The following is a 13,868-nucleotide window of genomic DNA, read 5'->3' on the forward strand; positions in this document are numbered from 1 at the left end:
GACTTTTCCCTGGACGTCGATCACGAAGCGGGCCTGCGCCAGCTCCTTTTCCAACCGGTCCTTCTCCGCCCGTAGCTTCTCCAGCTCCCGGTCCCGCTCATCGACCGGCGGACGGCCCTTCGGTTTCGACAGGCCCGACAACGCCCCCGCCTCACGGGCCTTACGCCACTCCACGATATGCGCCGAGTACAGGTTCTCCCGGCGCAGGATCGCGCCTTTCGCACCCGGCGACGTCGCCGCCTCGTACTCGGTCAGGATCCGCAGCTTGTACGCCRCCGTGAACGACCGCCGCCGCGCCTTCGGCTCGACCTCCGGGTCCGGCCGCCGGCCACCGTTCTCACGCCCGTCCACCCGAACATCATCCGCCAGGCCACGCCCGGCTGTCACCGCCGCAGTCACGATCTCCCGCTCCCAACCCGCCCTGGGTCACTAGTTGATGGATAACCCCCGTCTCAACTCATCCTGACAGATAGGGTCCGGCCGCACACCCTGAGCGACCTCGTGCAGGTTCGGAGACGTCGGGATCCCCGTCCCCACGTCCAGAAACTGCGAGACCCCCGCCTGCTCAGCCAGGTACTGCACAACCCGGTGCAGGAACCGTCGATTCGCCCGAGCCGCCTCTGCCACATACGGAAAAACTTGCAACGCCGCCTCCCCGGCTTCCCGGTCCGCCGGGAAGTTGTCCTTTCCTTGTAGGAAGTAATCGTAGATCCGTGCCGAATGCGGGACGATGGTGTGCAATTGAGTAGATGTTAGAGGAAAGGGAATATCGTCCACGGAGCTTCCTTGGTCAAACTGTAAATCGTAGGTCTTTTTGTCTGTAGAGCGATCTCCGCATCGTCGCGTGCCTGGCCTCAGCATGGCTGCGTCGGTGGAAGTGAGCACCGTGTGGTTGACCGAGGTGGGGCCAACTGGCTTCGCAAAACTCGTCCGGAAGCGGGATCCTGGATAGACCCGCTTCCGGTTTCACTCGACGGGAGTGACGCTTGTCTTGCCGGTGACGCGCGTCACCGAGCAGTAAGGGCGGAGGCGGTGACCGCGGCTAGGAGCCTTCTGCGGAGCACGTCAGGGATGTGTCCGACGCCGAGTCCGGAGCGCCGTCGTATTTCGGTGAGGAGCTCGAGCTGGTCGTCGCGCAGGTAGCTGCGGGCGGCTTGGTGGTTGAGAAGGTCGCGGGCGGYGTATGCGTCGCCGCTGTCCAGGGCACCGCTGATGATCGTGTCGATCGTAGGTCGCAGGTAATCGGATTTGCCCGTGAGGTCGAGAAGGCACAGCCCGAGCTGAGTGCGGAACGTCAGGTGCCCAGGGGCGTTCGACGCCGAGAGTTCGCCGACCACGTTCCAGCCGTCGCCAGGAGCTTTGCGGCCTGTGATGCGGTCGTTGAAGAGACGGAGGCAGACGGCAACGGACTGTTCCCAGGGCTGGGTGGTCGCTGTGGCGGCGAGGAGCTGCTTGGCGGTGTGGTGGTCTTGACAGGCGTGGTGGGCGATGATCGCGGTCTGGCGGCCGTCGAGGAGGCGCTGCCCAATGCCTTTGTGGCGGTTGAGGTGGTCGAGGGCTTCGGTCCAGTGCCCGGTGCGGGTCAGGGCGCGGGTTCCGTCGGCGAGTAGGACGGTCCACAGCCAGCTGACGAGCTGGGGATGGTCAGCGGCGGTGACGAAGTCGTTGAAGGTGAAGGTCCGGCCGTCAAGGGTGGCCTCGGCTTTCGCTGCGACGGCGCCGTAGAGCGTGGTGAGGAGGCGGTGGGCACCGGGACCGTCGCCGGTGCGTAGCCGCAGCCGCGTCAGGTTGATCAGGGGCTGAAGGGCAAGTTTCGCCGTTGCCTCGTCGAGAGGGCGGTGGAACGGAAGCGTGTCGATTTGGCGCCAGCAGAGGCGGTGGGCGAGGTCAGGTAGTCCGCAGTCGCTGGCGATCAGCGCTGCGAGGTTGTGGGCTTCGGCGGCGCGCAGCAGTGCGTTGTCGCCGTCCTCGGCGGCCTGGGTGGCGAGGGCGGCGACGTGGGCGATCCGGGCGTCGAGGGCTGGGCAGGATGGCCGGTCACGGGGGACGAGGGGAAATCGTGGGGCGACGAGCGTGAACGTCGTGGGTGCCGCATCCGTTGACGTGGTGAGGGCCATCGGGTCGCGCCTCTTCTCAGGGCTGCCAGCGGACGGTGAGTCGGCTGTTCGGCCGGTCGATGCGGTGTCCGGCGACGGTCTGGTCGTCCGGGGTGTCCGCGGCATGGGCGGTGATGACAGGTTCGGCGGGTCCTTCTTTGCGCCAGTGGTGCAGCAGGTCGGTGAGGTGCGCGGCGAGGGTGGCCGCGTGGGGTCCGTGGGCGGTGACGCCGAGTTCGTCGGTGTCGGGCGCGAGGGGGCGCAGGGTGATGTAGGCGATGGTGGTCCCGTCGTGGATGGTGGCTCCGGCCCAGCGCCGCGTCGGAGTGAGCTGGCTGTCGTGGCAGATGGTGGTGTCGACGGCGAGGCGGCCGAACCGGGCTCCGACGGTGACGAGCCACAGGTCGAGGTGGGCGGTCGGTTCGTCGTCGTGGATCGTCAGCCCGGTCCACAGGCTGTGGGGTGGGCTGGCCGCCGCGGCGCGCAGCGCCGTTTCGTCGGCGGGGTCGTGGTCATCGACGCGCAGGGTGACGCCGTCCGCGAGGGTCAGCACGTGTCCGCTGTGGGCGTCGGTGCCGCGCAGGGGGACGAATCCGCAGACGAGCGCCGAGCGGCTGACCAGCCGACCCGGCTCGACCGCGTCGAGCGGGAGGGAGCGGGTGAGGCCGCTTCCGTGGAGACGGAGGGGGACGACGATGCGGCCAGCGGGGGCAAGCTGGTTCCACCAACCCCTGGCCAGGTCCCAGGCCCCTGCCGTGATCACGATCCGGTCGTAGGGCGCCCCGCCCGGGTGGCCCGCCGCACCATCCCCACCGATCACATCGACGCGCTCGTAGCCGGCTGTGGTCAGCGCGGTGCGCGCGCCTGCGGCGAGGTCCTCGTCGATCTCGATGGTGGTCACCTGGCCGGTCGGGCCGGTGAGCTCGGCCAGGAGCGCGGCGTTGATGCCGGTGGCGGTGCCGATCTCCAGGACGCGATGGCCGGGCTGGACGTCGGCCTGTTCGAGCATGGCGGCGACGAGGCTGGGTTGCGAGGCCGAGGACAGCGCGGTGCCATCGGGGGCTCGCCGGGTGACGACAACCTGTGGGCCGTAGGCGGTTTCCAGGTCGACGTCGGGCAGGAAAAGGTGTCGCGGCACCGTGCGGAACGCGGCTTCGACCTGGGCGGTTCGGAACGTGCCCCAGCGGCGGATGTCGGCGACCAGGTCGTCGCGGAGCTGCTCGGGGGTTCGGCTGGTCATCGTGGTCACCGTTCGTCAGGGGTCGGGCCGAGGTCATCGAAGATGATGTCGGCGGCGGTGTGGGCGAGCTGCGCCTGGTCGGAGGCGGGAATGCCGAGACGGTTCCAGGCGAACAGGATGTGATGGGCGAGAACCGCGCGGAGGCCGCGGGTGAGCTGACCCTGGTCGGCGAGGCCCGCGAGTGACCGACCAGCGTGCCGGAACGCCGCTGGCCATGCCGGCAACGCTTCGAGCGGCTGAACTGTGCGGGCGGCGAGAAGTTGCCGGACGGCGGTTCGGGCAGCCGATGCGGCGTCGGGCTGCCGTGTGCTCGCCTGGCGGATGCGGCGGTGACCGGCGACGCGGGTCCAGACGTCACCCTGTTCGTAGTAGTCCTGGCCAGCGGACTTCAGTAGCGCCGCAGCCAGTACGAGTCCGATCTCGGCCCGATGCTCAGGGCAGGCTCGGCCGAGGTGAGCGAGGACGTTGTGGCTGTCGTGGTGGAAGAGTAGATGCGCGACGTCCATGCTGGCGGGGCCGCCGAAGGCATGGATCTCAGACTCGTAGACGGCGGGCGCCCAGCGATGGACCGTGTCGCCGTCGAGCACGACACGAAGCCTGCGGTCGCCGAACCCCGCGCCGCCTCTTCCTGGGCCAGAGCGCCATCGGATCCGCCAGGAAGTTGCCTTCCTGGTGAACCACCACAAGCTGATCTCGTCCGTTTGCTCAGCTGTGGTCAGCAGTGGTGCCAGCTGGGTGACCCCCAGATGTTCGGCTGCCTGCCAGTCCTGGCACCACACCGTCACCCCGCACCAGGCGGTCTCGGCGTCGGGAATGCTCACTCGCTGTCTCCCGAGCGCTGGGCTGGCAGGGCCGGAGGAAGGTCGAGTAGGAGCGCGGTCTCCCAGAGAGCGCCGGTGTCGGTCGTGATGGCGTGCAGGACTGCGGATATGCCCGCCGTGCCGTCGATGAGGCCGGTGAGTCGCCAGCCGGTGGCGTGCGCTGTGTCGAGGCTGCGGAGGAGCTGGTCGATCAGGTCGGGGAGGTGGCTGGCGAGCGGGTGGAGGCGGGCGTCGGTGGCGGCGCAGCGGACGGTGGCGATCAGGCCCGCCCAGCCGTGGCAGATCGCCGGGTCGACGAACTGGGCGAGCTGGGCGGGGTTCGTGAGGCAGGCGGCGAGAGCTGCCTCAGCGCGCTGTTGCCGGGCGGTGTCAGCCAGGGCGATGGCGGCGAGCTGCTGGGCGCGGGCCAGGCCGGGAGTGCCGTAACACCAGGACGCGCGTCCTGGGCCGGGCTGGGTCGGTCGACCCGCCAGCAGGTCACTGGCGGTGATCCGTTCCGGCCACCAGGGCCCGGTGGGGCTGTCCTGGCGCCAGGCGTCCAGCCAGCGGCAGATCCGGTCGAGGGCCATGGTCTGGCCGGCGACGGTGATCCCGCAGCGGTGGGTGAGCGCCAGCAGGGCAAGCGGTCCCGCGATGCCGTGGGCCATGCCCAGGTCGGCGTGGCCGTCCGCGAACGGTTCGGGCGGTGCGGTGGTGGGAACGTCGATGGTCCACCAGCCGGGCACGGCCCGCCCGGCCGTGTCCGTGGCAGGTATCGGTTCGGTGAGCCGGACGAGGTAGGTCAAGATCTGGCGGAGCTGCTCGCCGTCGGGGTCGCGGACCGCGAGGTACGCGCCGAGACCGGTCAGGCCTCGGACCAGGTCAAATTCCGCTCGTACCGGTCGTTGTCCCGCCTCCATCCGGGCGTGGGCCGTGGTAAGCCGGCGTTCGACCAGTCTTGCGACAGCGGCATGTAGCCGCTGGGCCGCGCGCTGGTGGCGGCCGGGTGGCGCCGCCACCGTCAGTGCGAGCGCGAGCGCCGGGGCGCCGAACCACAGGCCGGCGCTCGGCCCTGCGGAGAGATCTTCGCTGGTGGCGGTTGCCAGCCAGCCGTCGGCGGTGTCCCAGTCGCCGTGGCGGGAGCTGGCGCGCACGCCGTGGAGAAGCGCGACGCCGGCCGCGCCCTCGGCCAGAGATTGGCCCTGCCAGCGGCTGCGGGGGCTGCGGTCGCCTGTCTCGGGCGGCGGTGGCACGGCCAGCGCGTCGGCCAGCCGGGCGGCGATGGTCGCCGTGCGGGTGCGCGGATCGCCAACCACGGTCATGAGCCTTCCGCTCCAGCCGGGACGAGACGGGCCTGCTGGTCGGTGTTGTGCCAGGCAAGGGCGACCGCGCGGGCGAGTCGGTGACAGGCACGCTCCGCCGCCGCGTCGATGCCGTGGGCACGGACATAGTGCAGATGCAGCAGCGACCCCAGCACCTCGCTGTGATCCGGCCGGCCCGGTGATGCGGCGAGCCGGGCCGCATAGTGTTCGGCGGCCCGGCGCCGGGCGTCCCAAGCATCACACACCGCTGCCGGAAGCCGCGAGACCGCGCCGCCGGGAACGGAGCCGCCACGATCTGCTCGGGACAACGCGATGGCCTGGCGCAGCACCGGCCGATGCGCTGGCACCCCGGAGGCCCGCCGGTTGTCCAGAAGCCACTGTGTTCCCGCGTGCCGGTCGCCGATCAGCGAGCAGGTCAGGTCGACCATGCTGACCGCTGTCAGCGCCGCAGGGTGCAGCGCCCGGTTGGCGGCCTGGGCGGCCAGCTGGGCGACGACGGCGGCAGAGTCGGCGGCGAACAGGTTCTCGGCCGCGGTGAGCGCTTCGCCTGCGCCGTACCGGGCCGTCTCAGGGTGGTAGGTGTCGAGCACCAGATCGCCGATGAGACGCCGCGCCCGCAACTGCTCCGCCCAGACACCGACCCGGGCCACAGCTCGCCCGTAGCTCTCGGCGGCATCCTGGGCGTCCGGTGCGAGGCGGATTCGCAGGCGTAGATGGGGCGCGGGGTCGCGGTACCTGATGAACCACCACGGCGCAGACACGTCCCCGGTGTCGAGCAGCGCGAGCAGGTGGCCAGTGAGGATCGTGTCGACCACGTCCGGATGGCAGTACAGCTTCGCGAAGAGCACCGTCGACCCTGGCAGGATCCCGGATGCCGCGTCGGTCACCGTCATCGGACCGGACGCCGTCACCACGGCTGGTGCCCGATGCGGGGCGGCGGTGGTCGCCACGGGGAACACGATCTCGTGGGCTCGGCCGCCGGCCCAGCCGTAGTCGTCTGGACCTGGTGCCTCGCAGAGGCTGACAGCACCGCTGGCACCGTCGAGTTCAGCACGCAGCAGATCGCGATCCAACCGTTCATCGAGGTCCAGCCGCAGCCGCACATCCGCCCGGCCGGTACTCACCCACCGAGGCAGTCCTGATCGCTGCCGGAACCGCCCGAGCGCATCAGCCCATTCCTGGTCGGCCGCCTGCGGGCCTGGGAAATCGGAAGGATGGACGCGCCAGCGGGCCGGTGCCAGAACCGTGTGACCATGGCGAACCCTCGGCAGGAACGGGAGACAACCCGCCACGCCCCACGAGAACGGGGCGACGGTCCCGGCACCAGCGCGGGGCAGTTCATGCAACAGCCGCGCGAGCGGTGGGAAGGTCTGTCGGGCCGCCGCATGCGTCAGCAACGGTTCGACGACGGAGCGGCGGGAGAGCGACACCAGGTAGAGCCGCGCGCTGTCTGCCGTGACCGCCAGGTCCGTCCACGGGATCCGGCCGTGCTGGCGCTCGCGGTGCTCGGCGAGCGAGATCCAGTCCGCCAGAATGCGGGGAGCGCGGGTGACGTTCTCCAACCGGGCATGTCCCGGGGGAAACGAAAGCTGCGCTGCCACCGCGCCGTCGACCACCGTGGGTAGCTGGCGGAACGCACTCACCATCCGGTGACGGTCTGCGTCAGGGAGCAGATCAAGGAATCTGCCGCTCATCGCGGTCGCGGTCCGGCTGACACCCGTGACCAACAGGGTGAACGCGCCTTGGCACAGGCTCGCCTCCGATGATGCCAGGACCTCGACGCAGATCTCGACATGTGGTTCCGCCCAGGACCCGTCCGCCGGCGTGGACACGGCGTCAAGGGCGGCGGTGTCCAGTACGACTTCCTGTTGGCCATCGAGCGCCGCGCGCTGAGTGAGCTGCAGCATGAACTCGTCGCGGAGCGGCACGCCGTCGGCAGGCTCTATTCCTGCCGGGCCGAAGTGGGCTGGATAGCCCAGGCCGACCACCGGGTCAACCAGTTGATCAACTCGTGCCAGCGCCGACTCGCCGAACCTGTCGATGAATCTGCGGTGGTACTCGCGCCAGGACGGGTTGCCAGCCGGATGCGGGGTCATCCGCAGCAGCGCTCCGGCCGCCGCAGCGGCCTCCGTCGCCACAACCTCCGGCACCGTCACCGTGTAGTCCAGCCGCAGATCAACCGCGAGTGGCTGCTCGATCACCGAGCACACCGCCCGCATCCGCTCACGAACGGCCGCCAGACGTGGCTGCGGCACCGAACCGTCCAGGCCGCGTGCTGCCACGAGGTCGGCTTGGACTAGACGAAGGCCTTCGATGAGAGCCGCTGAGGAAGCGCCGAGGCTGTCACCGGACCAGTGCGTGCTGACTGGCACGCCTGAGTCCTCGATGCCCGTCAGCGTGCCGAGAATGTGCGCGACGACGTCCGTGCACGTCCCGGGTGGCCGCAGGTTGCTCACGAGAACGCCGTACGTCAGCAGCTGGGCCAGCATCGCCTCGACACCAGGAAGAGGAAGATCGAGCGTGGCCTCCACCGCATCAACAAGATCGGAAAATCGGACAGGGACCTCCGCGCACACCATTGCCGCCTGCACTGCTCGGCTGTAGCGGACCGACACCTCGGCGGGCAGGAAGCCATCTGTTGGCGGGTGGGCATGCGGGCGCCACGGAAGCACGAGCCGGCCGCCGCGGACCAGAGCCAGGTCGTTGGCCACCACGGTCAGCGCCGCGCGGATACCGCTCATGGATTCCAACCGGGCGACGACCGCAGCGAGCCACACTGAATCCGCCCGCAGGTAGAGCAGATCAGCATCAGTCCATCGCAGTGCGGACTCGTTGCCTAACCGTGCCGGGGCCACACCGGCGAAGAGGCCGAACGGGGTCGCCCGCCGGCTCATCCGCACCACATAGCGCGCCACTGCCAGCCCCAGTCGGCGCGCCCGCCACGCGGGCGGCCTCTCCCCGCGGCACGCCTCCTCGACGCCGGCCGCCAGCACCGGGCTCGCGGTCTCCACGGCGACGGCGATGGATGGATGGGCCCAAACCTCGGCCAGCCAGGTGCACCAGCGCACCCCGTCGTCACAGTCCGCGCCAGGCCAGGCCTTCGCGGCAATCGCCTTCGCCGACTCATCCGACAGGGCAGCAGCACGGAACAGCGCGGCGTCGAGCGGCGCGTAGAGCAGCGGAATGCGCCGGGAATCCACAGCGTCGCCTCCGTCTGGTGAGCAGCGGTTCATGTCGCGGCACGCATGGTCCAAGTGGTGCTCGGGGACCGCAGTCCCCGAGCACCACCCGGACCCTCGGCGATGTCAGCAGTCGGTGCTCTTGTTCGTCGAGCACCCGTTGTCGGTGGTGCACAGCAGCGCGTCCGCCGCGTCGCCCTGCTCGACGATCGAGACGTCGAGCTCCAGCTCGCTGATCCCCGCGGTGGTCGCGTCGGCCGTAATGGCTTCCATGATCATCACACTCCTGTCTCGCCCGTTCACATGGGACACGGGCTCGTGAAGGACTCCAGTGATGCCGTCCTGCCTCCCGGCTCACTGCGAGGTTGCGTGAGGAGTTGGGCGTCGCCGCAGTTGCGGTGACCCGCTGGGAGGTAGACGGCTTGGTCCGGCCGACGCAGGCTCTCGAGCCAGCCGGTACGGCCCGGCGACTGGTCCGCGCCGGCCTGATCAGAAAACCTGGTTACCAACGTGGGCGGTACCGTCCACAGCCCGTCCAAGGGCAACCAGCCAATGACGGAAGGTAGCAGCATCCGATAGCTTCATCGTGGTCGACGACACCTGCCCGACGAGCCGCTGGAGGCGCGGAGTGGCGAGCAACCGTCATCCCCCGAACCGGAATCTGGCCTGGGAACGACTCCAACGCGGCTGGTCACACGACGAGGTCTCCCGCCGCATCGGCATGGAGATGGACCACGTCGGCGAGACGTACACCGGCCTATGCGCCAACACGGTCAGGCGATGGGAGACCGGCGAGCGGCGCCCTGAGCCTCGCTACCGCAAACACCTGGTGACCGTGTTCGGAAAGCCCGCGAGCGAACTCGGCCTGCTCACACCAGACGAGCTCAAGATGCGCCCTGACATCACGATGGGGAGGGTGGACGGCATGCCATCTGGCGCGACTGGTGACGCGAGTTGGGATCGGGCCACCGTCCTTCGCGCGCTCCTGGGAGCGGGCGCGCTGCCCCTGCTGAGCCCGCTGCTGTCCGTGGCGTCGGCAGAGGGCGACCCGCAGCCTGGATCTTCCCAGGTGGACCCCGAGACCTACACGAAGATCGCGAATGGTCAGCGGGAACTCTACTGGAACAGCCCTCCGCGCCCGCTCTTCGAAGCGTCCTTCGCGCACACCCACCTGGGCGTCGCACTCGTGCGCGGCGCTCACGGGACGCAACGCGCGGCGCTCGCCGCCGGGCTGGTCCAGTCGGCGCTGCTCGCCGGGCGCCTCGCCTTCTTCGATCTCGGCCAGCCCGCCGTCGCCACCCGCTGCTACGAGGTCGCGCTGACAGCCAGCAAGGAGGCCGGCAACCACGCGCTCGCCGCCACCGTCCTCGGTCACATGGCCTTCATTCCCGGCTTCAGCCAGGATCCTGGCAGTGCGCGGAACCTGCTCGCCGCCGCGCTGCAGCACTGCTGGCACGGCGTCGATCCCATCGTCCGGTCCTGGCTGCACTGTGTGTCCTCCGAGATCGAAGCCAGAAGCGGCGCCTCGGCGACCAGCCGCCACCAGATCGACCTTGCCGAAGCGTCGCTACCCGACGCTCCCAGCGATCTCGCATGGTTCGATTTCTACGACGCGGCCCGCCTTGATTCCTTCGCGGGCTACGCCGCCCTCACCACCGGAGATCACCCGGAAGCCGCTCGGCGGCTGACTGCGGCGGCGGACCGGCTCGGCGCGCAGGGGAGCAAACAGCGCAGCGTCATCCTGGCCGATCTCGCCGGAGCCCATGGCCGGGACGGCGACCGCATCGCTGACTATCTCGGCCAAGCGATCGACGCGCTCACCACCGACTGGTACGCGACCGGGATCGACCGCGTACGCGCGATCCGGCCACTCCTGGGAGACAGCAAGCACGGTCGACACCTCGACGGCCAGATCAGAGCACTGTCACCAGCATTGTGACCTCCAGCCTGTGGAGCGTCAGTTCGCCTCGTTGTACTTGCGCACCAGATCYGGTAGCTCAGTCAACGAGTCGAGGTGAAACAGGCAGTGATCCTCGACTGCGGGATCCTCAAGAATGTAGCCCCACGGACCCCGACGGATGAGGGCAGTCGCCACGCCGGCAGCCTGCGCGGGACGGATGTCGTTGTCGAGCCGATCACCGACGTACAGCACCTCCCGAGCCGGGCAGCCCGCTTCGGCGACGACACGCTCGAAGAACTCCACCGAGGGCTTCTCCACACCCCAGCCGTCCGACGTTCCGATCACGTCAACGGGGAGATCCAGCGCCCGCAGGATGACTTCGGCGCGGGCGGTCTGGTTGCCCGCCAGGCCGACCCGCAGACCCTCGGCGCGCAACGCCGCCAGGCAGGGCCGAGCATCGGCGTACAGGTCCTCCTCGCCGAAGGACTCCGGTTGCCCGGCCGCCGCGCGCCGCTCGCGCTCCACCCCGAGGTCAAATCCGGCCCGGAACACCTCGAATACCTCCCGGTAGTCCAGCCCACGGGCAATCACAGCGCCGAACACCGCGGAGAACGTGTGCCGCGGCACCCCCAGCCAGTCCGCCCACGTCCCATACTCCCGGGACTCATCCACGATCGTCTCGCCTACGTCGAAGAACACCGACCTGATCGGCACGCGGGTCCCTCCCATCTGGTCGGACTGCGGACGCCACAATCGTTCACGATGAAGCTATCGGGCGCCGCTGCCTTCCGTCAGCGGCCGGTTGCCGTTGCCGCTCATACAGCGGCAGCCGCGCCTACCAGGAGCGCCCTGGCTCCCCCTGGTAGAGCAGGACAGCAGCGGGCTGCCTTTTGAGCGACAAGGTGAGCGGCGTGCTATCGAACCAATGACGCTGTCGAGGTTGGTGCCGGCGCGCTGGACGTCGGGACGGAGCCGGCGACCAGCACCCACTTCTGCGACTTACCGTAGCTGCCTTGGCACTCGTAGGTGTATCCGGTGCCCTCGGCTGAACTATCCCCGTAACGGGCGCCCTCGTAACATCCGGCGCTATTCACTTCGGTCTGGGGAGTTCCGTCGGGGAACGTCGGTCCGTATTCGACTGTCGCCCCGGTGGGTAGCGCGCGGGACGGGGGCCGCCACGTCGGGCTGGCCACGGGGGCGAGCGTCGGAGTTGGCGTGATTGGGTCGCCGAAAAGGAGCCAGTATTGGGCACCGTTGATGGTCGTGCAGCGATAGGTGTGACCCGTGTGGCTCTTGTCTTGCTGGACAACGGCGCTGCCCTCATTGCATCCCTCCAGGCCAGTGAATCGCGTCGGCACCACCGAGGTGGGAGCGGACTGACCGAGTGGCACTTGGCTCGACGCGGGCATGGCCGGCTGAGCCGAGATCGCCGCTGTCGACCCGGCCTGGTTGACTGGTGCTGCCTGGCATCCCGCGGCCCCAACGAACACGACCGCGAAGACGGGCATGACAAACAGACTGCGACGCACTGTATTCCCCCCGTGAACCGTGTAGGAGCAAGGATAGGGCGCGGCTCGTCAGGGGCCTTCGCTGGGTGCTGGTGAAGCAGATTGCCGGCGTCGGCGATGTTGACGAAGTCTGGTACCGAGGTCTGGACGTTGCAGCCCACCTCCTCGGTCTCCTTGCCGCCACCGGCAGCTACCTGGCACTCACTCATGTCACCCCCGACTTCGCAACCGACGACGTATACCGAGGCCAGGGCATCCCCGCCACGGTCCGCAGCCGCAGTGAGGTGGAGCGTTTCTTCGACGGCCTCGACCTGGTCGAGCCCTGGGTGCAGTCCGTGCACCGCTGGCGGCCCGACGACACCAGCGGGCCGGACGGCCCGGCTGACGCCGAGGTCAACGTGTACGGCGCCCTTACCCGCGTCCCGTAACACCGCGGGATGGTGCCCGGGGCGCGCCGTGGGCACCATCCCGGTGGGACCCACGGCGACGCAGGTGGCCGTGGCCAGCCGCGTCAGCCCGGGACCTCGGCCGGCCACAGTTGGTAGGCGGCCACCCTGTTCTCCGCCGCCCACTGCCGGGCCGTGGTCTCACGGGCATGCCGTTCGATCCGGAGATGATCCGTTCACGGAAGGTCAACACCGTGGCCTTCCTGCACGGCCTACGGTGGTCAGGCGCCGGGCCACCGCGGGGGCTCGGCCCGGCGCACCTCCCTCTCGCTCGCGGCCAAGACCACGCCGGCCCAGTCCGCTGGCGAACCGCATAACCCGCCGTTGCGTGGTCCCTGAGGTCGAGTGCGGAGGGGGGAGCCGGGCTGTCGGCTCTGTCTGTCACGATGGAGGAGACAACCCGACGTAGTAGCCGGAGCCACCTGATGCTGTCCATCGCCGAACTACTCCTCGGCCTGACTCGCCACCTCAGGACATATCGCCCGACGACGGACCGGATGGCTCTGGGGCAACTCGAGTTCGCTGGCACCGTCCTCGAGGTCGCGGTCCGCCTGCGTGGAAGTGGCACAACAACAGGTGAACGTGCCGTTGCTATAGCTGCTGACGCCGGTGTGGATCGCCGGCGTCTGGTGAGGGATGTACTGCCAACCTTGGCGACATTCGGCCTCGTCGAGGTCAACCTCGACGAGATGGGCCGACCGCAGGTGGTGTCTGAACGCCTGCCCCCGCTGCCTCAATTGCTGGAGCTCGCGGAGCCGTTGCTGAACGCCTCGGTTCCCGATCCGGTCGAGCTGGCGGTTCTGAAGATCCTTGACGCCACGACGCTCATGCCGCAGACCGAGGCTGGCTGCATTGAGGCGGCTGTCGAGGTGGCGCCTGAGGTTGAAGCGGTTCGGGCTATCGGCTACCTCGAGGCGCTGCACCTCTGCGCGCGCCAACACAGCGATGATGGCACTACGGTGCTTTATAATCCGAATATTTGGGCGTCCGACGCGGATTACGCCCATGCCGCCCTTCAGGCTGAGGATGGCCGCGTGAAGACCGCCCTCTCCGGTCTGATCGAAGAGGTCGCCACCACCGCCGGGCTCCCCGAGGACGATGTCACCTCGACGGAAAGCAGGTGGGTCGACTTCGCTGTCTCTCAAGGGCTGCTGCTACGCAGCGTCGTCGAGACCAGCAAGGGGGATAAGCGAAACTTTCTGTTTGCGCCGCACATGAGCCGCAACACCTTCGACCGCCCTACCGGTGCCGATCCGAGCGGTCACGTCCGCCAGCTCATCGGCTCGATGATCTTCGCGCATCGATTCGCCGATAATCGTCTGAGATCGCCTGCTAAGTTCCTTGAAAGGCTTATTCAGAACGGCGAGGCTGGCGATG

The 13,868-nt window shown here is 69.0% G+C and carries 12 protein-coding genes; 3 read left to right on the forward strand and 9 right to left on the reverse strand.

Annotated elements, in window-relative coordinates; genetic code table 11:
- The 8 genes from BBK14_RS02905 to fxlA all read right to left on the reverse strand — a co-directional run.
- The coding region (locus tag BBK14_RS02905; protein WP_083390676.1) for a hypothetical protein at nucleotides 1-351 on the reverse strand (351 nt) is incomplete at its 3' end.
- 78 nt (nucleotides 352-429) lie between these two features.
- Nucleotides 430-777 (reverse strand): SAM-dependent methyltransferase, encoded by a 348-nt coding sequence (locus tag BBK14_RS02910; protein WP_241831073.1) that lies wholly within the window; start codon nucleotides 775-777, stop codon nucleotides 430-432.
- A 230-nt stretch (nucleotides 778-1,007) separates the two neighbouring features.
- Nucleotides 1,008-2,117 carry a hypothetical protein gene (locus BBK14_RS02915; RefSeq protein WP_071059677.1) on the reverse strand — a complete coding sequence of 370 codons (1,110 nt, stop codon included), beginning with the start codon at nucleotides 2,115-2,117 and terminating at the stop codon, nucleotides 1,008-1,010.
- A 16-nt stretch (nucleotides 2,118-2,133) separates the two neighbouring features.
- Entirely contained in the window at nucleotides 2,134-3,336 is a 1,203-nt protein-coding gene (fxlM, locus tag BBK14_RS02920) for a methyltransferase, FxLD system (RefSeq protein WP_071059684.1), read from the reverse strand.
- Nucleotides 3,337-3,341: 5 nt separating this feature from the next.
- On the reverse strand, nucleotides 3,342-4,157 hold the full coding sequence (locus BBK14_RS02925; RefSeq protein ID WP_071059678.1) for a thiopeptide-type bacteriocin biosynthesis protein: 816 nt from the start codon (nucleotides 4,155-4,157) through the stop codon (nucleotides 3,342-3,344).
- Nucleotides 4,154-5,458, reverse strand: coding sequence for a lanthionine synthetase C family protein (locus BBK14_RS02930; protein WP_071059679.1), 1,305 nt, complete (start codon nucleotides 5,456-5,458; stop codon nucleotides 4,154-4,156). The genes BBK14_RS02925 and BBK14_RS02930 overlap by 4 nt, the downstream gene beginning before the upstream one ends.
- The gene (locus tag BBK14_RS02935) at nucleotides 5,455-8,658 is read right to left on the reverse strand and encodes a lantibiotic dehydratase (RefSeq protein WP_241831074.1); all 3,204 of its coding nucleotides are present in this window, start codon (nucleotides 8,656-8,658) and stop codon (nucleotides 5,455-5,457) included. The genes BBK14_RS02930 and BBK14_RS02935 overlap by 4 nt, the downstream gene beginning before the upstream one ends.
- A gap of 105 nt (nucleotides 8,659-8,763) precedes the next feature.
- The gene (gene fxlA, locus BBK14_RS36550) at nucleotides 8,764-8,910 is read right to left on the reverse strand and encodes an FxLD family lanthipeptide (RefSeq protein WP_116429972.1); all 147 of its coding nucleotides are present in this window, start codon (nucleotides 8,908-8,910) and stop codon (nucleotides 8,764-8,766) included.
- A gap of 355 nt (nucleotides 8,911-9,265) precedes the next feature.
- Between fxlA and BBK14_RS02940 the strand changes: the two genes are divergently transcribed.
- Nucleotides 9,266-10,576, forward strand: a complete 1,311-nt coding sequence (locus BBK14_RS02940; protein ID WP_071059681.1) for a helix-turn-helix domain-containing protein — start codon at nucleotides 9,266-9,268, stop codon at nucleotides 10,574-10,576.
- An 18-nt stretch (nucleotides 10,577-10,594) separates the two neighbouring features.
- Here BBK14_RS02940 and BBK14_RS02945 read toward each other — a convergent pair whose 3' ends face one another.
- Nucleotides 10,595-11,251, reverse strand: a complete 657-nt coding sequence (locus tag BBK14_RS02945) for an HAD family hydrolase (protein WP_198541152.1) — start codon at nucleotides 11,249-11,251, stop codon at nucleotides 10,595-10,597.
- Nucleotides 11,252-12,137: 886 nt separating this feature from the next.
- Between BBK14_RS02945 and BBK14_RS02950 the strand changes: the two genes are divergently transcribed.
- Together BBK14_RS02950 and BBK14_RS02955 are read left to right on the forward strand one after the other, a co-directional pair.
- Nucleotides 12,138-12,473 (forward strand): SAM-dependent methyltransferase, encoded by a 336-nt coding sequence (locus BBK14_RS02950; protein ID WP_241831075.1) that lies wholly within the window; start codon nucleotides 12,138-12,140, stop codon nucleotides 12,471-12,473.
- A gap of 443 nt (nucleotides 12,474-12,916) precedes the next feature.
- Nucleotides 12,917-13,868: hypothetical protein (locus BBK14_RS02955; protein WP_198541153.1), on the forward strand; the 952-nt coding region annotated here is incomplete at its 3' end.

It is taken from the genome of Parafrankia soli (assembly GCF_001854695.1).
Lineage (GTDB): Bacteria > Actinomycetota > Actinomycetes > Frankiales > Frankiaceae > Parafrankia > Parafrankia soli.

Bases quoted from the DNA above. Each gene is read 5' to 3' on its own strand.
- fxlM (WP_071059684.1), bottom strand. From the start codon at position 3,336: ATGACCAGCCGAACCCCCGAGCAGCTCCGCGACGACCTGGTCGCCGAC.
- BBK14_RS02930 (WP_071059679.1), bottom strand. From the start codon at position 5,458: ATGACCGTGGTTGGCGATCCGCGCACCCGCACGGCGACCATCGCCGCC.
- fxlA (WP_116429972.1), bottom strand. From the start codon at position 8,910: ATGGAAGCCATTACGGCCGACGCGACCACCGCGGGGATCAGCGAGCTG.